This window comes from Methylobacterium sp. WSM2598 (assembly GCF_000379105.1).
In the GTDB taxonomy this organism is placed as follows: domain Bacteria; phylum Pseudomonadota; class Alphaproteobacteria; order Rhizobiales; family Beijerinckiaceae; genus Methylobacterium.
This window is the reverse complement of sequence record NZ_KB900609.1, coordinates 4,842,702-4,861,069: the sequence shown is the minus strand read 5'-3', so window position 1 is coordinate 4,861,069 and position 18,368 is coordinate 4,842,702. Positions and strand designations below refer to the sequence as shown.

The window sequence follows — 18,368 nt, the reverse complement described above, 5'->3', positions numbered from 1 at the left end:
TCTAGGGAGGAAACGCCCACGAAGGGCAATCCTCATGTGGGAAGCGCCCTATCATCGTGACGTGCGCAAGCGATGGAAGTACAGGGGGCGTGAGACCGGCCGAGACAGCCAAACGCAGCCGCACGCCATGAAATTTACGCAAAATTTGGCGGAGATGACGTCATTTCTGGAGGCCGTGGAGGGTACCCTATGGTTGATTACGTTTTGGAAGGTCCTCGATGGGGCGGCGGATCATACGGCTCAAGCGGGGGTATCGTAACTTGGTCAGTTGATAATACTGTACCAGGTTCATTTGCTCCCGTAATACAAGCCGCCTTCTCGAAGTGGTCTCAATACGGAAACATTCGCTTCCAGCAGGTTGACCATATGGCTGGCGCCAACATAGCTATTAGCGACAACTATATAGATGGGCTAGACAGGATTCTTGGACAGACAAATTACACATTTTCCGGGCAGAATTTTCAGTCGGCAACAATTCAATTCGACAGCGGAGAGCACTGGACCGCGTCAAACGGAAGTATATTGAGCAGCGACGGCTTTAACCTTTATGATGTTGCCTTGCACGAAATTGGGCATGCCATTGGCATAGGGCACTACGACGCCTCACCGGCAGTCATGAACACATTTCTAAATTCGTCTGTCACAAATCCTGTGACATCAGATATAGATGCTATCAGGGCGCTATATGGGGCTGCTCTCACGACCACGACCAGACTAGGTGGTGATTTTAACAGCGACGGAACAACCGATGTGCTCTGGCACGATACAGCCGGTCACATTAACGCATGGCTGCTCGGCAGCAATGGCCAGATTATTTCAACTCCAAACATCGGAACCGTTGGTTCTGAGTGGAGCATTAGAGGCAATGGGGATTTCAACGGGGATGATAAAACCGATATTCTGTGGCAGGATACGGCCGGGCACATCAACGAATGGCTGATGGGCAGTAACGGTCAGGTCACGTCCGCGCCCAACATCGGAACCATCGGTTCCGAATGGTCGGTGCAGGGCATCGGTGACCTGAACGGAGATGGCCGGTCCGACATCCTTTGGCGCGATACGGCCGGGCACGTCAACGAATGGCTGCTCGGCAGCGATGGCAAGGTCACCTCGGCTCCCAACATCGGAACTGTTGGCTCTGAGTGGACCGTGAAAGGCGTGGCCGATCTCAACGGGGACGGCATCAGCGACATCCTCTGGCAGGATACGGCCGGGCACGTCAACGAATGGCTGATGGGCAGCAACGGTCAGGTGTCCTCGGCACCCACCATCGGCACGATCGGCGGCGAGTGGACATTGCTGGGAACGGGCGACTTCAACGGCGACGGCACCAGTGATCTGCTCTGGCGAGATGCGGCCGGCCACGTGAATGAGTGGCTGATGGGCAGCAACGGTCGGGCGTCCTCGGCACCTAATATTGGCACGATTGGCTCGGAGTGGTCGCTGATCGGGACGGGCGACTATAACGGTGACAGCCGAACTGACTTGATGTGGCGGGACACAGCCGGGCACGTAAACGAGCGGCAGCTCAACAGCAGTGGTCAGGTCGCATCAGCGCCAAATATCGGGACGATCGCCTCGAATTGGACTGCTGTTGCCTAATTCATCTCACGTGTGACCTGCAGGACCGACTTGGCCCTGCAGGTCACACGAGGTTGCGCTTTACATGCCGGTGACTGCGGCAAGCTGAGTTGCGCTCCACCGGCCCATCACACCCGCCTTCACCAACGATGAGTTGTCTCGCTCGGAACACGGTTGTATTCATCCCCGCGCGAGGCGGCGCGGGACGGGTAAGCGGGTTTATGAAGCCATCCGCTTGGCGATCTCGGCGAGGTGCGCCCGGCTGCACCCGGTCGCCTGGATCTGCGACCACGTCATTCGGCACGGCCGATTGAGGCCTGCAGGGCGCCCTGGAGCGGTTTCGGCGGGGATGCGCGAACCGAGATTGCGCGGAGTGGGATCGGCCCGTGCTGAGAGCGCAACCGCGAGGAGAGCCGCGCGGTCGAGGTAAGGCGCCAGCTCATCCTCACGCTCCCGTCGAGCGCGGGCGCTCAGGCCGGCGAACCGTCGAAGCAATCGCTGGGGTGCATCGTCGAGGAGCAGCCCCGGCGGTGCGGGGTCGGCCGGTGGCGGCACGTGGCGTGTGGTCCGGCGGGCGGAGGTCACGAAAGCCACGCTGCCGCGACACGCGGTCGGGGAAGACAAACGCGGCGGTAAGCGCGCCAATTCGACCCGTTAAACTTTGGTTAAAACACAGATGAGCTACGGTTATACTTAGTGCAGTAGAAGCATGATTATAGCAAGGCTTGCACTCGCGGTGCTGAGAAGGCCGATGCTTGCTATCGTTTCTGCGATCATCTCCGCCCCCTTATGCTTCTTGAGACTGGCCATACCGGTCGTCGGGTGATTTGGCAACTCGGATTGGCGGCCTAATTCATGATCAGGTCGCACACATACATGGTCAGTAATCAGGTTGCACACGGTCCGATCGACGACCTTAAGTGCCTCGGATTATTAACTGCCAAGCTGTCCCGATCACGCACCGTGAGGTGCAGTCGGCTGTGGATCAACCCCGGTCGGTGCGACAAACTCAGCACAGAACGTTGCCCCCAGTGTGTCACTGTGAGCACACTGGCGACATGTCCTGTGGTTGCCCCACGTCGCACTTCGAGCTCTGGCTCCTCTGGCCGCGGCCGGACGGCGCGGGTGTCGTGACCGATCATGAGGATCTGGGTGTCGCCACCAAAGAGGAAGCGTTTGCAGCCGCCGCAGCCCGGGCTCGCGAACTGTTCTCGCAGTCTGACGGGGTGGTCATGCTGCTGGACGGATCGGGTAAGCTGATCTGGTCGAAGCGGTGCGGCATGCCTCGGCCGGGCGACTCCGTCGGCTTCTGAGTGCAGCGGACTGCGCGGTCACCGGGAGCTGACGCAGTAGGTTGCGGCGATCACGGCGGGGCCGCGGGGCGGCGTCGCCCCGCCGCGACCCGCTTGGCGATCTTGGCGATGCGGGCCCGGCTGCACCCGGCCGCCGCCTGAACCTGAGAGACCACGTCAGCCCGGCGGTGAGCATCGCGGCGATGCCTGCGTTGCGCTCCGTGTCCTCGACCCGGCCCCCGGTACAGGCCCTGCGCCTTCGCCCGCGCCTGCCCCTGAGCCTGCCGGCGGCGCCGGTCCTCGTCGTCCTTGCGCGCCACCGCCGCGAGCACGTCCAGCATCATCCCGTTGACCGCCTCGAACATCCGGGCCGTGAACGCGTTGCCGTTGCCCGCCGCCGTCATCCAGCTCGTCGGCGGGTCGAGGGCGACCACGCGGATGCGCCGGTCAGCGATCTCGCGCTCCAGCCGCTCCCAGTCCGCTACCGTGAGGCGGGAGAGCCGGTCGACCTGCTCGGTGAGCAAGCACGTCGCCGGGGTGGGCATCGGCGAGCAGGCGGAACAGGGCCGGGCGCTCGAGGCAGGCGCCGCTCTCGGTCTCGGCGTACCACGCGGCGATCCGGAGCCCCCGCTCGGCGGCGAAGGCTTCGAGCTGCTGACGGGCGCGCTGGGCGTCCTGCTCGTCGGTGGAGGCCCGGAGGAGGTGCACAGGCGGGCCGATCGGTCCGCTATGGATGGTTCACTGAGCGGCGGTTCGCTTTGAATGGTCAAGCGGGCCTTCTTGAACCAGCTCCGGGCTGGTTCTCCGGGGGCAGACCCATCCAGAACCGATGCGGGCATGTCGGGAGCCGGGCAGTCATCCCCGCAATGGCTCCATGATGAGATCGATCGACACACTGCATGGCAAATTTTATCGATCTCGCAGTTATTATTTTGCATTTCTGTCTTGTTTATCTATGGCTTTTCTTATAATTTTTCTAATATGCTCTCGAATTCTCTCGCTTCGCTCTGATGAATTGTCAGTCGCGTCATGTGCTTCAGCCTTGATCGGATCGTGCATCGATAGGGTTCCCGGCGCCAGAGAGCGTGCATACTCAACAAGTAGCCCAGCCTCTTAGGTAGGACGGCATGTCGGTGTGACTACACAACCTACTCTGCCGTAAACCTGCTACATAGTGCAACGCTCCCAAAGTCAGGCAGTCGTTATGGCCATATTTGATCGTGCAGTTAATTTCATGAAACTTCGGTATAAGGATTAAGTTTCCATAAACCAAACATGCGTATTAGCTCGGTGTCGAATACGTAGGCTGCCGGACGGAGCCGCGCACTCCCGACCGCGCAGAAAAGGGCCACCTGATGCAGCCTAACTCAAGGTTTACAGCATAAACACTCTTCTTACACCAAAGATTTCACCAATCGATCGTGTGACGAGTGCAGCAGATTGGTTCCTTAACGAACTTAACGTTTCCGATAATGTCGAAAGGGCATTCCTTGAAACGCCGCCATAACAAATACGCTGACCAAGTGTCGAAGAATTGAGAGGCAGCCTCATGCCGACCGAGCCAGCCTCTAGAGCACCAAGTATAAAATAATTCGCCTTGGATCGTCGTGCCGTGGCGTTTGTAGTTGTGGGTCGTGGTGCCGGCGCGGCCGGGCTTCGTCGGCAGACTGGGCTGGCTGCGGTCGAGGACCTGGATCTGGCTCTTGTCGTCGACCGACAGCACGACCGCATGGGCAGGCGGGTCGACCGAGAGGCCGACCACGGCGCGCAGCTTTGGCACGAAGTCAGGGTCGGGGGAGAGCTTAAACTGCTGCAAGCGGTGCGGCGCGAGCCCGTGCGCTTTCCAGATGCGTTGGACGGACGAGACGCTGATCCCGATCGCCTTGGCCATGGCGGCGGCCGTCCAGTGCGTGGCCTCCTGCGGGGGCTCAGTCGCGGTCACCGCCACCACACGGTTGATGACGTCCTGCCCGCTGGGCGGCACGCGAGAGGGCCGGGTCTTGTCCCGCGGAAAGCGTTCGACCCTTGCCGCGGCGGACCGCTTCTGCCAGCGCCAGACGCAGATCTTTGATGCCCCGGTCCTGCGCATAATCTCGACTAGAGCAGCACCCGATCACGTTGCAATCGGGTACTGCTCTAGGTCTTTGATCTTGCCGCATTTTCTGCGACGAACCGGCATCCACTTCGTCGGAAAATGCTCTAGCTCACGTCGTTTAACGCTCGTCTGAAAAGCCCCGATTGAACGGCTCAAACGGGCGCGGGTTGGGCTACTGTGGTGTCTCATGAGTTGGGTCCGAACAGACGCCCGGCGGCAGGGCGCAGCCGCCGGGCGTTCTGCTGCGGGTAAGACTTCGCTAACCATCCCAGCCAACCCTCTCACCTGCTAGGCTGAACACCCAGCCGGCACGGCGGCGGCCCGATGCTCCGGGATGAGATCTCCGGGCCGCCGCCCCGAATTCCGAGACCGCCCGCTCGCGTCGTCGCAGGTTCGAGCGGGCGAAGACAGCGACCGATTGACCGCCCAAGACCTCAGGCGGGCCGGTTGCTGTAGCTGGCGGCCGAGCTCGCTGTGCAGGCCGGACCCGGCCGCTGAGCTGTTTCAGCACATCCGCAAGCCGTCCTGGCGCGCTACCACTCCGCCCCGGGCCAGCTCGGGCGGGCCTTCGTGGTCGATCGCGTCGCGCTCGCGGCTCTTGAAGCCCCCGGGTTCTTTGAGCGGATCGAGGTCCCCGGCTCGGCCTTCCGGGCCACCGCGCGGGCTACGGTGCCGGCCGGTGCAAGGGCGGTTCGGCCGTGACTCCCTTGCCCGCCTTCGCTACGGCCAACGCAGCCGCTCAGCGGGCCCGCGGCGGACTCTCGTGGGACGGCCCGACACACTCTACTCGGACCGCGGCCGATAATTAGGTCAGAGGCCCTGTCTTGTAACTATGAACATTGCAGAGTTGAATTGAGAGTAGGTCGATTTTTGCGCCGCAGAGAGCGATGAGGGAAGGCTATGGCTAGGATCGAAGGTGGGTGCCTCTGCGGTGCCGTTCGCTACCGGTCCGAGGCTGAACCGGCCATGCAGGTCATATGTCACTGCAAAACCTGCCAGAAGAATTCTGGATCAGCCTTCTCCATGAACGTGGCGATACCTCAAGATAGTCTCACCACACAGGGTGACGCATTGCGGTCCTATATTGACCACAGCGGCGCGAGCGGGCAGCCGTTTTACCGCTACTACTGCAGTAGCTGCGGCTCGCATATCTACAGTCATGGCGCAGCCTATGGACCGGTTGCATTCATCAAGGCAGGAACGCTTGATGACGCGACATGGCTCGCCCCGTCGGTGCACATTTGGGTTGCCGAAAAGCTTCCCTGGGTAGCTATCCCAGACGGTACTACGCAATATCCAGGAAATCCGAGCTGACAGCTGAAAGGTTGGTTACGCGCGGGCCGCCCCGGGCTTCACGTCGAGATCGTGTCCCTTGGAATAACCCAGGAGCGGCGAGGCCGCCGAGACAGACCGAAACGTCGATGCCGCTCCAGTCCGGGACGACGATGACCACGACGCAGCCGGTGATCGGGTCGAGAACGCGGACCTGGGCCACGAGCGCTCCCCGCTGCTGAGCCGTCGGTAAGCGTGGCTGGGATCGTGAGGCTTTCGAGGCGGCTGAGGTCAGAAGCCGCCGTCGTCCCCGCTGGTCTAGGCAGAGGCCCACCGGGTCAAGTGGCGCACACCGCAGCGTGGCAGGACTCTTCGCGATCTCCTCCCCGACCTCAGGCCGCTCCTCAGGAGCGGCCTTCTTTCATCCTACCGGACCTCATGCGCGAGGCGTCCCGTTCGCGTAAGCGCGAGGCTGGAACGCGCTCGGGGGGCTGACCCAGCTCAACGACAGTGCCGTGACGCCTTGTCAGAGTGCTACTCGGTCGAGCCCCGAAGCTGAGCGATGAGAAGCTCTCGGCCTACGGAGCAAAGGCAAACGGCCACGAGCGCCCCGTGAGGAAAAGCGCAGGGCGAAGGCAACCGGGGAGGGTCTGAATGACGACGCTGCACCTGACGCATGCAGCCGCACTGGCTCATCTTGCGCCTCTGGGCCATCCCGAGCGGGCGGATCGCATCCGGGTCGTCGAGCGAACCCTGGAACAGGAGCGCTTCGCGGGCTTGGTCCGAGAGCAGTCGCCGCTCGTCGCGCGCACGGCCCTGATCCGCGCGCATGACGAAGCCTATGTCGCAGCCATGATCGAGGGCCTCAGGCGGGGCGACTGTGTGCTGGCGGATGACGACACGCCTGCCTCGCCGGGCACCTTGGAGGCGGTCCTGCGCAGTGCCGGCGCTGCCGTGCAAGCGGTCGACGAGGTCATGACCGGACAGGTGCGGAACGCCTTCTCGGCCATGCGTCCGCCTGGCCACCATGCCGGGCGCGCGCGCGCCACGGGCTTCTGCTTCTTCAACAACGTCGCCGTCGCAGCCCGCCACGCTCAGGCCGTCCACGGCGCCGCGCGGATCGCCATCGTGGACTGGGATGCCCATCACGGGGACGGAACCCAGGAGATCTTCTGGAGCGACGCGAGCGTCCTCTTCTGCTCGACGCATCAGTGGCCTCTCTACCCGGGTTCGGGGGCTGTGTCCGAGCGCGGCGAACACGACACGGTCGTGAATGTGCCACTCCCTCCCGGTGCTGACGGCACGATGTTCCGCGAGTCCCTCGATGTGGCGGTGCTGCCCAGGATCAGGGCCTTTCGCCCAGACCTTATCCTGATCTCGGCCGGGTTCGACGCGCATTGGCGGGACCCGTTGTCGGACCTGAACCTCACAGAAGCAGATTTCGGCTGGGCGACACAGCGGCTCGTAGACATCGCCGACCAGGTGAGTGGGGGGCGCATGGTATCACTGCTGGAGGGCGGCTATGATCTGATCGGCTTGGCGAGGTCGGCGGAGGCCCACGTCGCGGCCCTGATGGCCCCTCCCTCGCGTTCTATCGGGTACTGGGAAGACTCGCGGGCCCAGGCTTCTGCCTGAGATGGCCGATAATAACGGAAGACGATAAGGCTGCTTCAGTCCACGCGTACAGCACGGGACGAAGCTGCATTCGCGGACGTCCCTTTGTGCTGATGATCACAGCGGCTTTGCTCACCGACGCGTATCGTGTGCATAATTTGATTATGAAACAGATTTCCCCCGAGACAGCGCGGATCGACACCGTTGACGGTATGAACCAGAGCAATGAAAAGATCAAATTGGCCGTGCTTCTCGGTCTTATCGCAGTCGGCGCGACGAATTTCATTGCGTTTAGTATCGCAGCTGCTTTTCTCGGGGGCGACGCTGGAAATGGCAAGATCGTAAACGGACACTATTTTCTGGGAAGTCACGGCACTTACACCGAAGTGAGTGAGGCAGTTTTCACTTACAGCCTGTGGCACGTTCGAAGCCTCTTCATCACCCATCCGCTGGCCGGGTTGGCGGTATTGTCATTGTTCAAGACGAAATGCTCTACCTCTCATGGGTCGACCACGGAAGGGCCTGCGTTTTACGTCCGAATTTATGGGTGCCTTGTGCGCAGCATAGGGCGACGCTTCAGACGTCACCTCTAAGTTTTTCAACAAAATCCAGCCGTAGCGGACCTCGCGCGTGGGTATCGAGCGTCAGACCTGATCCACGAGGAAGCCCGCGAGTCTGCCGATTAAGGGGGCGGCCGGAGGCGAAAAGCCCGTCTCCGGCCAACCTTGAGGTCTGTAGCCGGCGTCCAGCCCGGATCAGGCCAGGGAGCTGATAGGTCCCGGTTCGCGCGATCCCGAGCCGCCGGGCGATCTCGGCTGGGCCGAGCCCTTCCACCTGCAGCGCGCGCGCCCGCGCCGCGTCGATCGCGGGCGCGACCGTTGCTCTAGCTCAACGACGACGTCGCGGCTGCGCGCATGATCGGATCGCAGCGCTGCGTCTTCTGACCTCATCAGGAGCCAGTGCTGCCGGCGGGCCGGGGGTTCTAACGTTCGATGGCAAACCCGGCTCGCTGCCCCTGTTGCGCTGCCGAGAGCTATTTCGCCTGGCTGCTGGTAATTACCCAGGGGGGGTCCGGCCCGGTGTCGGAGCCGGCTGAGCTTGCTTGCGATGTATGGGCCGATGCGGGAGGCGATCAGGCGCCGATGGTCTTGAGGAGGGTGGCGAAGGTGCCGGTCCCCGAGAGGCGGGCGGTGTCGACGACCGTGCGCACGTCTGCCTCACCCTTGGCCGCCCACATCGCGCGCCGGCTCGGGGCGGACAGGATGTCCGACAGCCGCCGCTCCAGCGACCGGCCGCTCCAGCGACCGGCGCTTGGCCGAGAGCGTCGAGGCGGCCAGATCGGTGACGCGCTCGGCCAGGCTGAACACCGACCCGAGCCACAGTTGCAGGCGCAGCGGCACCGGGTCGTCGCTCACCTCGACCGCGTAGGCGACGTCACGAGCCAGATGCGCCAGGCAGGTCTGGTGCCGCACGCCGTGGCCCTGCTGGGCGGTGTAGCGGTCAGAGATCCACACCGCGGGCCGGTGCCCGTCCATCATCGCGTGCACGATGGAGGCAGCCCGCGTCGGGGCGGCCTGATGCACCACCGCTTCGTCCGAGCGGAACACCCGACGGTACGCGTTGCTGCCTTCGATCCGGACGCCAGTCTCGTCCGAGGGTCCACACCTGCATCCGCCGCACCCCGTTCCTGCCCTGGACCGGCCTCGGCTCGAAGGCGCTGCCGGGGCTGCGGGGCCGCGGACTCGCGCTCTATCTCGGGTTCCAGGACCTGAAGCGGCGCCTCACCGGCCGCGGCGCCCCCCTGGCGGCCGGTCGGGCCGGTCGCCGTCGACGCTCCAGCCTACACTTAGACCTGAGAGATACTGCGCGGCCGACGCTCGTCTCCGCCGCGCAGCCCTCTATCGTCCACGCATCCTGCGAGGCTCGATAGGCTGGCCCTGGCCACCAGCATCAACTCAAGCCGGTGGCCAGGGCGCCCGATCGCGGCGGCGCTCTCTCAACGCTTGCCGCGTCAGGGATCCGCGACCGGTTCTTCGCGCCCGGCCTGGGCGGGTTCAGCAAGGCCCCCGGCCTCGGCCTCAGCCCTCCCGCGGTCACTCCGCCAGGACGGGCTTGTTGGCCTCGGCGGCCTCCAAATCCCTGTTGACCCTCAACGTCATCGCGACGATGCCCCCGGCGAGGGTGCAGCCGCCCAGGACAAGCAACCCGGCGGTGAAGTTGCCCGTCAGATCTTTGAGATAGCCCATTACGTAAGGCCCCGCGAAGCCGGACAGATTGCCGATCGAGTTGATTGCCGCTATCCCGGCCGCGGCCGAGGTGCCCGTCAGAAAGGCGCTCGGGATCGGCCACAGAAGCGGTGGCGTCGCTGACACCCCGATCTGGCTCAGGCACAACAAACCAAGCACCAGGACCGGGCTCGAGACCAGCCCTGCGCCCGCGACACCGACAGCGGCGAGGACCATGGCAAAGCACACATGCTCCCGACGCTTCAGCGTGCGATCGGAGTTGCGGCCCAGGAGAACCATCCCGACCGCGCCGAACACGAACGGCAGCGCGGAGAGCAGGCCGGTCTGGAAGTTGCTGACGCCGAAGCCCTTGACGATGGTGGGCAGGAAGAACGCGACCCCGTAGCTGGCCGCGTTCAGGCAAAAGTAGACGAACGAGCACGCCAGCACCCGCGGATCGGAGAGCGCCTTGCCAATGCTGAGGTGCTCGACGGCGGTCTTCTGCTTGCGCTCTGCCTCGAGGCGCGCCTCGAGCCATGCCTTCTCGTCATCCGGCAGCCAAGCCGCGAGGGCCGGCCGATCAGTGAGGTAGAGAATGACCGCGAGCGCCATCACGATCGACGGCAGGGCCTCGAGGATGAACAGCCACTGCCAACCGTCGAGCCCGGCGCCGGTGACGTTCAGCAGGGCCCCCGATACTGGCGCACCGACGATCGAGGAGAAGGGGATGGCCAGCATGAACAGCGCCACCACACGGGCGCGGTAGACGGAGGGAAACCAGAGCGTGAGATAGAAGATGATGCCGGGGAAGAAGCCCGCCTCGGCGATGCCGAGCAAGAAGCGCAGGATGTAGAACACCCACTCGCTTGAGACCCCAGTTGCCTTCGAAATCGGAGCAATGAAGGCAAACATGGCGGAGATGATGCCCCAGCTCAGCATAATGCGAGCGATCCACAACCGCGCTCCGAACTTGTCCAGAGCGAGGTTGGAAGGCACCTCCAGCAGGAAATAGGCAATGAAAAAGAGACCGGCCCCGAAGCCGTAAGCAGACTCCGACAGCCCGATGGCCGCATTCATTTGTAACTTAGCGAAGCCAACATTCACCCGATCTAGATAAGCGACAAAATAGCAGACAAATAGGAACGGCATCAGGCGCCACATGACTCTGCGAATGGCTCTGGTCTCGATCTCTTCCATGACGAACTCCCTCCCTTGCTCTTGTATTGTTGCAGATCTGAGACTCCGTGGTTTCCTACCAGAGATTTGGGCGGAGGCGAGTGCTGAGATCTGCGCCGGACCGCGCACACGGGGAGGACGGAGCCGCAGATCAAACCGGAAGCCGCGACGCCGTTCCAAGGCACCAAGTTGCTCGTCGACATTGGGAGCGTGATGAGCCCCAGGGAGCACTTGCTCCTTGCCGTCTCTCCAGTGCGTGCTCATGCGAGCGGTGGGGCACTCTGCCCTGCTTGGTGGGCCGAGACGCGGGCTGCTCAAGCCACGCTACCCTCCTGCCTGAGCGAGGAGGTGAACGGCATGGCGTCCAAGAAGACGGTGAGCGTTGCCAATCTGACGGCACTCGGCGCCGAGCGCCTCGCGAAGATCCTCATCGAACTCGCAGACGAGAACGCTCAGGTGAAGCGGCGCCTGCGTCTCGAATTTGCAGCAGAAGCCAGGGAGACAGCATCGCTGCCCAGATTGGCAAGCACCTCACTTCACCAATGTTGCTAGAGCATTTTCCGACGAAGTGGATGCCGGTTCGTCGCAGAAAATGCGGCAAGATCAAAGACCTAGAGCAGTACCCGATTGCAACATGATCGGGTACTGCTCTAGTGGTCCAAATCTGACGCTTGATACCTGCCGCGAGGGGCTGCTTCCGACCCCAGGCGGTCCTGAGGAGGTCCGCTTTCAGGCTGCTTGGTGAACCAGAGACGTGAGACCGGAACAGATGGATTTGCGACCGTCCGCTCTACGGATGCAAATTGCTGGGCGAACGTCGCGATCCGGCCTGTGGTAACCGCTTGTGCATCCACCGAAACTCAAGCCACGTGCGCTTGCCCTGGATCGTAAGGGTTCCATTTCGCCGGGGCGGCCCATCGCACGGGTCGCCTCACGACCGGAGAGGAACGGATGTTGGTCTCACGATGCGGGCATGCCCTGGTCGCGGGCGTCATGCTGCCTCTCGTCATGGGCCTCCCGGCCGTGGCACAGGACGCCTCGACAGCCGAGCAGACCATCGACGTGATGAACACCTTGTTCGGCAAGCACCCGGGCAAGCGGGCCAACCACGCCAAGGGCGTGGTCGCCGAGGGCAGCTTCACCCCGTCGGCCGACGCGGCAACGATCAGCAAGGCGTCCCTCTTCAAGGGGACGGCCGTGCCAGTGACCATCCGCTTCTCGGACGCGACCGGCGTCCCAACGATTGCGGATGGCGCGGCTAACGCTAATCCCCATGGCATGGCGCTCAAGTTCAAGCTCGGCGACGGGTCGGACATGGACGTCGTCGCAAACTCCCTTGCCTACTTCCCTGTTGCTACAGGTGAGGAGTTCCGCGACCTGCTGATGGCGGTGTCCGAGAGCGGGCCCGATGCGAAGAAGCCGACCGCGCTGGAGCGCTTCGTCGCCACCCACCCCGCCGCTGCCACGGCCGGCAAGACGGCCAAGACCCCGTCGAGCTTCGCCCGACAGACATACAACGGCGTGAACGCCTTCATCTTCGTGGACAAGCACGGCACGCGGCAGCCGTTCCGCTTCCGGTTCGTGCCCGCCCAGGGCGAGGAGATCCTGTCCGCTGAGGAGGCGGCCAAGCGAGATCCGAACTACCTGATGGCTGAGATTGGCCCTCGCATCGCCAAGGAGCCCGCGAAGTTCCGAGTACTGGCGCAACTTGCCGAGGCAGGCGACCCAACCAACGACGCCACGAAGCCGTGGCCGGAGAGCCGGAAGATGGTCGACCTTGGCACCCTGACGGTCACCAAGGCTGTGCCGGACAGCGCAGAGGCCGAGAAGGCGCTGCTGTTCATGCCGAACGCACTCACCGAGGGTATCGAGGTCTCGGACGATCCCCTCATCGATGCGCGCGTCCAAGCCTACGCAGTGTCGTTCAGCCGACGCTCGCAGTAGGCGCCGGACACCGCGGGTGCCGCTGCGCTTAGCGCGCGGTTCCGGCGGCTGGGGCGGAGGTTCCGGCGGGGCGGTTCGTGTCCGGGGCGCCGGTGCGGGCGCCGTTCTTCGTGGCACCCGAGCCGGACAGGCCGCCCGCACCTACGCTCCCCGTGGGCGTGCCGGCCTCGCTTCGGTCTCGGGCCGGCGACTTGGCGGCTCCCTGGTCCTCCGCCGCTCCAGCGCTTCCTGCCAGACTGGTGAGAAGCGCCGCGCCGAGGAGGACTGCCCGTCCGGTTGCTCTCATGATGCGTCCGCTCCCGATCGTGGTGATCTGCGATTGTTGTCCTGCGTGACCAACAGGAGACGTTCGGCAACGTTCCGGGGGACGCGATGGTTGGGTGTTCTCCAAGGTGCCGACGATCCGCAAGGACGGGCGGGAGGCCACAGCAGATCAGCGCAGGACCGCCAGCCACGCGCCGACGAGGTCTTGGCTTGCGAGAACCATCCCAACGGTCGCGATCAGCACGCCGACCAATACGAGGAGGGCCGAGACGAGTGACAGGCTGCGCTTGCGCGCGGCCTGTCGCGATCGGAACGAGCTCCGCACCTACTCGACTGCGGCCTTGGACCTGCCGGCCTTGGGCCTGCGCGGCCTCCCGCGCTTGGCCGGCTTGCTCCCGCTTGCATCCGAGGTGGCTGCATTCGCGGCGGCCCGATCGCGCCGGATCTGGCCGAGGCCGAGGGCCTTCGCGAGCGCGGAACGCGCCTTGGCGTAGTTTTCCGGCACCATCGGGTACGTCGGCGGCAGCCCGAACTTCTCCCGGTACTCGGCGGGCGTCATTCCGTGGCCGGTCAGGTGCCGCTTCAGCGATTTATAGGGCTTGCCATCGATGAAGCTGATTAGGGCATCTGGCGTGATGGACTTCTTGATCTGAGCAGGAGTCGCCTTCGGCGCCTCCTCAACGGCCGGAGGCGGCGGGTTCAGCACGTTGCCGAGTGCCTCGTATACGCGCGTGAGCAGGGCGGGCAGATCAGTCACCCGCACGCTGTTGTTCGCTACGTACGCAGAGACGATGTCGCTCGTGAGTTCTAGAGAGCTGCTGGAGACGGGGCCGGTCATTTGTTGATCCCTGGCGGACACCAACTCCTGGACTCGACAGAGCATTTGGTCAATGCGGTGAATCTGGGATCGACAGGAAATTCGGCGGCAGATCCTGCGGGTACCGGCCGTGACTTGATGAAGAGCAAAATCCCAAGCCCGAGTGAACTTATGGATCGGGTTCGCCGTTCGTGGGTGGGTCCCAGTCAAGGAGCCGTGCAGATGGGTATCTTGGACAAGGCATGGAGTCCCGGACGGATCGTCGAGATGGGCACGTACGGGCTGGTCCGCTACGCCAAGATGAGCAACGGCGAAACGATCTGGTGGGGGATGGAGGAGACGGTACCCCAGCAGGTGGCGCTGGCGGCCTGGGCAACGGAGGCCGAAGCCAAGCAATCACGCGCCGCTGCGGCGCGGGAGCGAGTAGCCGGCTGAACGCATGGACACAGGAGCGCGGAACGCGCCTGTGGACCGAGCGCTGCTCCTCGGCGTGTGCCTCGACCTGCGCTGCCGGCACGACCTGCATCGCCTGCGCTCGAGCAGCACCCGATCACGTTGCAATCAGGTACTGCTCTCGGTCTTTGATCTTGCCGCATTGTCCGCGACGAACCGGCATCCACTTCGTCGGAAAATGCTCTGGCCGCGATCGTGCCTCTCGGTCCATCACGAATGCGGTCACCTGGTATCAGGACGCGGGCCAAGCCTACGTGCAGGCTGATCTGGACGGCAATGCCGCCAACGGGGCGGAGCTCAAGATCCAGCTCGCGGGCAAGCTCGCGCTGGTCAGCTCGGACTTGCTCCTGGCCTGAGCTGGGCATCGCCGTGAGAAGGTCTTGGGGAGCCTGCTAAGCCCCCTACGCCACCTCTGCTGGCGGGTTCGCTTGGTCGCGGCCCTTACCTTTGTGCAGCGCAGACGATCTGACCAGGTATACTCATGGAGACAGAAACAGCAGGGCTCAAAATGCCGTCCGCGTGAGTTGCCTGCGACGTGCGGACGTGAGTCTATATGAACGCTTTCCTTGTAGACACAAGCAGATAGAGCAGAACTGGAGTGGCGTTCGTCCGTTCTCTCGCTCCGGTTGGCCGAGGTGTGCGCCTCAATCGCTGTTTGACGTCGCACCCGGTCTTCATGCAAATATGGTATGCATGAACATGCGTTGCCAAGTAGCGTAGGCTTGGCGCCAGGCAGACCCGGGCTGCTGAAGAGCGTCGAGCTGGCGCTTCACATACGAGCTGTACGGCCTGTGGGAGTGCGACATGGCGAAAGCTCCATCGTCCGCAGTTGTACTCGGAGCCAGCATAGCGGGGTTGCTCGCCGCACGAGTTCTCAGACAGCATTTCGACCGCGTCACGCTCGTCGAGCGCGATACCCTGCCGGACGAGCCCGCCGTGCGCAAAGGCGTGCCGCAGGGTGCCCACGCGCACGGGCTGCTCGCAGGTGGGTACCGCATCCTGGATGCGTATTTCCCGGACATGATGGACGAGTTGGAGGCGCTCGGCGCGCCTCGCGGCGATGTCGCGGGGGACTTTCTCTGGTTTCAGTACGGCCGCTGGAAGCTGCGCCACGATGCCGGGCTGCCTGGCATGGTCGTGAGCCGTCCCAGTCTGGAGACTGCCATCCGCCGCCGGGTCACGGCGCTGCCGAATGTCGACCTGCTGCACGCGGAAGCGAAGCAGCCGAAGTTCGATCCCGCGACCGGCAGCGTTGTCGGCCTCGTCGTGGAGAGGCACGGGTTTCCTGCCGCTGAGGAGATCCGAGCTGATCTGGTCGTCGATGCGAGTGGGCGAGGCTCTCAATCACCCAAATGGCTTGAGCAGTGGGGCTACGGTCGCCCACAAGAGGCTGCGGTATCGGTCGACGTCGGGTACGCCACGCGCGTCTTCCGGCGGCGACCGGGAGAGTTGTACGGCTCCTTCGGCGCTATCATCGCGTCGACGCCGCCTGCGGGGAAGCGCATGGGCGGCCTCATGGGCGTGGAGGGCGACCGCTGGATCGTCACGCTCGGCGGCAGCGCCGGTGATCACCCCCCGACCGACGAGGAGGGCTGGAACCGCTTCGCCGCGAGCCTGCCGGTGTCGGCGCTCTACGATATCGTCACCTCCGCTTGCCCCCTGACGGGGATCCAACAATTCCGATTCCCAGCCAATCGACGGCGGCTGTACGAGCGAATGCGCCGCTTCCCGGGCGGGTACCTCGTGCTGGGCGATGCACTCTGCAGCTTCAATCCCATCTACGGCCAGGGCATGACCGTCGCGGCCAGCGAGGCACAGGCGCTTGATGACGTTTTGGCGAGCGGTCGCGAGGGTTTGGCGCGGCGCTTCTACGCGCGAACTCGCCGGATCGTCGACATTCCCTGGACCATCGCGACGGCCGAAGATCTCCGGTTTCCGGAGATCGAAGGGAAGCGTCCACCCGGGACCGCGCTGGTGAACAGGTACCTGGAGCGCGTTCATGCGGTAGCTTCCTGCGATCCCCTGGTCTGCCGCAAATTCTTCGAAGTCGTGAACCTCTTGGCGCCTCCAAGTGATTTGTTTTCACCGAAGTTGATCTGGCGGATTCTCAGGCCCTTAGCCGATCAGGGCGGAAACTCGCCACTTCAGGCGCACCGATTAGGCTTAGATCGCGCCCAGATACCTTGATCTGATTGCCGGGTCTGGGAGGACGAAGCACCTGATTACATGCGTGCGAGGGCTCAAGCCGTGATTCTGTACCACTTCAGCGATGCGTGGGGGTTCGACCCGAGCCCCTTCTGCGCCAAGGTCCAGGCCTATCTCCGGCTGGCTGGTCTCCCCTACGAGGGCCGCACCGGTCTGGCCGAGTTCCGCCGTGCACCGCGCAAGCAGTTGCCCTACATCGACGACGACGGTGTGATCGTTGCCGACAGCCAGCGCATCATCGAGCATGTCAAGGCGAAGTACGGTGACAGGCTGGACGGGTGGCTCGGCCCCGAGCAAGCGGCCATCGGTCACGCGGTCAGCCGGATGCTCGAAGGCGGGAATTACTGGATCGGTGTGTACAGCCGCTGGTTCGAAGACGATGTCTGGAGGATCTACAAGCCGGTAGTGCTCGGTGCTCTGCCGGCCCTAATCCGACCAGTTTTCGCCGCTGCGCTACGCCGCGACTACCGCCGGCGGCTTCGCGGCGTTGGCTTATCACTTAGACCTGCTGAGGAGATTTATGAGCTGGGCAGACGGGACATATCAGCGCTTGCTGGAATTCTGGTTGATAAGCCATTTCTTCTCGGAGAGAGAGTCTCTTCGTTCGATGCAACTGTCTACGGTTTTCTCGCGAATGGATTTTACACGCCTCTTCCTGGACCGTTTCGATCCATGATCAGCGAGCATGACAATGTCGTTGCGTACGTGGAGCGGCTGCGCAGAATGACTCAATTGCCGAAACTCTGATCCGAGCGTATCCGGTGTTCTCAGGCCACGGCCTTGGCGGTGGGCATGGCGGGGTAGACCCAGGGCAGCAGCTCGTCGCGGCGGCTGTTGGGATGCCCCTCGACGATGCGGGAGATCACGTCAGCGAGGTAGCCGCGCGGCTCGACGCCGGCGAGCTTGCACGTCTCGACCAGTGAGGCGATCACCGCCCAGTGCTCCGCCCCGCCATCCGAGCCGGCAAACAGGGCATTCTTTCTCGTCAAGGTCGGGGGCCGGATCGTGCGCTCGACCACCTTCGAGTCGATCTCGACTCGCCCGTCAAGCTGCCCCGTCTTCGTGCGACCTCGACCCGGGTCGAGCACCGGCGCGGTGGTCTCGTCCGCGAACAGCTTGCCCGAGGCCCTCAGCTGCTCCAGCAACCGCGCGTGCACCGGCCGCAGCGGGAAGGCGGCGCGCCCGACCCAGTCGGCCAGGGTCGAGCGGTCGAGGTAAACGCCTTGGCGGGCGAGGATCTACGCCTGCCGGTAGAGCGGCAGGTGATCGGCGAACTTGGAGACGAGGACCTGCGCGACGAGGTCGTCGGTGGGCAGCCCGCCCTTGTACCGCCCGCGGATTGTGAGACACCGGTTTGAACCCTATGCGGCGAGAGCCGCAGGTGGAAGCTGCGCGGCCCGAATAGCCGCCGGTGAGCGGAAGCCGTGCCG

Annotated in this window: 13 protein-coding genes and 4 pseudogenes; 10 read left to right on the top strand and 7 right to left on the bottom strand. The window is 63.6% G+C overall.

Annotated elements, in window-relative coordinates; genetic code table 11:
• Positions 1-189: 189 nt before the first annotated feature.
• Entirely contained in the window at positions 190-1,602 is a 1,413-nt protein-coding gene (locus tag MET2598_RS39785) for an FG-GAP-like repeat-containing protein (protein WP_084673922.1), read from the top strand.
• A gap of 1,109 nt (positions 1,603-2,711) precedes the next feature.
• Positions 2,712-2,894, top strand: coding sequence for a hypothetical protein (locus MET2598_RS0122930; RefSeq protein ID WP_236728793.1), 183 nt, complete (start codon positions 2,712-2,714; stop codon positions 2,892-2,894).
• 50 nt (positions 2,895-2,944) lie between these two features.
• On the opposite strand, the pseudogene MET2598_RS37215 reads toward MET2598_RS0122930, so the two are convergent.
• Together MET2598_RS37215 and MET2598_RS37210 are read right to left on the bottom strand one after the other, a co-directional pair.
• A pseudogene (locus MET2598_RS37215) lies at positions 2,945-3,581 on the bottom strand (recombinase family protein).
• Between the two features lie 895 nt (positions 3,582-4,476).
• A pseudogene (locus MET2598_RS37210) lies at positions 4,477-4,983 on the bottom strand (IS630 family transposase); the annotation flags it as partial.
• Between the two features lie 885 nt (positions 4,984-5,868).
• Here MET2598_RS37210 and MET2598_RS39775 point away from each other — a divergent pair.
• Positions 5,869-6,282 carry a GFA family protein gene (locus tag MET2598_RS39775; RefSeq protein ID WP_084673921.1) on the top strand — a complete coding sequence of 138 codons (414 nt, stop codon included), beginning with the start codon at positions 5,869-5,871 and terminating at the stop codon, positions 6,280-6,282.
• Here the strand turns inward: MET2598_RS39775 and MET2598_RS42300 are convergent.
• Positions 6,254-6,463, bottom strand: coding sequence for a hypothetical protein (locus MET2598_RS42300; RefSeq protein WP_198293085.1), 210 nt, complete (start codon positions 6,461-6,463; stop codon positions 6,254-6,256). The two genes, MET2598_RS39775 and MET2598_RS42300, sit on opposite strands and share 29 nt — an antisense overlap.
• A 431-nt stretch (positions 6,464-6,894) precedes the next feature.
• Between MET2598_RS42300 and MET2598_RS0122915 the strand changes: the two genes are divergently transcribed.
• Together MET2598_RS0122915 and MET2598_RS41490 are read left to right on the top strand one after the other, a co-directional pair.
• Positions 6,895-7,875, top strand: a complete 981-nt coding sequence (locus tag MET2598_RS0122915) for a histone deacetylase family protein (RefSeq protein WP_018262505.1) — start codon at positions 6,895-6,897, stop codon at positions 7,873-7,875.
• An 86-nt stretch (positions 7,876-7,961) separates the two neighbouring features.
• The gene (locus MET2598_RS41490; protein WP_157182247.1) at positions 7,962-8,447 is read left to right on the top strand and encodes a hypothetical protein; all 486 of its coding nucleotides are present in this window, start codon (positions 7,962-7,964) and stop codon (positions 8,445-8,447) included.
• 539 nt (positions 8,448-8,986) lie between these two features.
• Here MET2598_RS41490 and MET2598_RS37205 read toward each other — a convergent pair.
• Together MET2598_RS37205 and MET2598_RS0122905 are read right to left on the bottom strand one after the other, a co-directional pair.
• Positions 8,987-9,509: pseudogene (locus MET2598_RS37205) on the bottom strand (IS66 family transposase); the annotation flags it as partial.
• A gap of 438 nt (positions 9,510-9,947) precedes the next feature.
• Complete coding sequence (locus tag MET2598_RS0122905; protein ID WP_012330945.1) at positions 9,948-11,276, bottom strand: MFS transporter; 1,329 nt, start codon at positions 11,274-11,276, stop codon at positions 9,948-9,950.
• A gap of 336 nt (positions 11,277-11,612) precedes the next feature.
• On the opposite strand from MET2598_RS0122905, the gene MET2598_RS41485 reads away from it, so the two are divergent.
• Both MET2598_RS41485 and MET2598_RS0122895 read left to right on the top strand, forming a co-directional pair.
• Positions 11,613-11,807: a DUF6880 family protein gene (locus MET2598_RS41485; RefSeq protein WP_150108575.1), complete on the top strand. Its 195-nt coding sequence runs from the start codon at positions 11,613-11,615 to the stop codon at positions 11,805-11,807.
• A 399-nt stretch (positions 11,808-12,206) separates the two neighbouring features.
• Positions 12,207-13,199 carry a catalase family peroxidase gene (locus MET2598_RS0122895; RefSeq protein ID WP_018262503.1) on the top strand — a complete coding sequence of 331 codons (993 nt, stop codon included), beginning with the start codon at positions 12,207-12,209 and terminating at the stop codon, positions 13,197-13,199.
• A 589-nt stretch (positions 13,200-13,788) separates the two neighbouring features.
• Here the strand turns inward: MET2598_RS0122895 and MET2598_RS0122885 are convergent.
• Positions 13,789-14,301, bottom strand: a complete 513-nt coding sequence (locus MET2598_RS0122885; RefSeq protein WP_018262502.1) for a MucR family transcriptional regulator — start codon at positions 14,299-14,301, stop codon at positions 13,789-13,791.
• 201 nt (positions 14,302-14,502) lie between these two features.
• Between MET2598_RS0122885 and MET2598_RS0122880 the strand changes: the two genes are divergently transcribed.
• The 3 genes from MET2598_RS0122880 to MET2598_RS0122865 all read left to right on the top strand — a co-directional run bounded on the left by MET2598_RS0122880 (position 14,503) and on the right by MET2598_RS0122865 (position 17,685).
• Positions 14,503-14,715 (top strand): hypothetical protein, encoded by a 213-nt coding sequence (locus MET2598_RS0122880; protein ID WP_012330949.1) that lies wholly within the window; start codon positions 14,503-14,505, stop codon positions 14,713-14,715.
• Positions 14,716-15,537: 822 nt separating this feature from the next.
• Positions 15,538-16,920 carry an NAD(P)/FAD-dependent oxidoreductase gene (locus tag MET2598_RS0122870; RefSeq protein WP_026190898.1) on the top strand — a complete coding sequence of 461 codons (1,383 nt, stop codon included), beginning with the start codon at positions 15,538-15,540 and terminating at the stop codon, positions 16,918-16,920.
• A gap of 60 nt (positions 16,921-16,980) precedes the next feature.
• Complete coding sequence (locus tag MET2598_RS0122865; protein ID WP_236728791.1) at positions 16,981-17,685, top strand: glutathione S-transferase family protein; 705 nt, start codon at positions 16,981-16,983, stop codon at positions 17,683-17,685.
• A gap of 20 nt (positions 17,686-17,705) precedes the next feature.
• Here the strand turns inward: MET2598_RS0122865 and MET2598_RS0122860 are convergent.
• Positions 17,706-18,263: pseudogene (locus MET2598_RS0122860) on the bottom strand (IS66 family transposase); the annotation flags it as partial.
• Positions 18,264-18,368 lie beyond the last annotated feature (105 nt).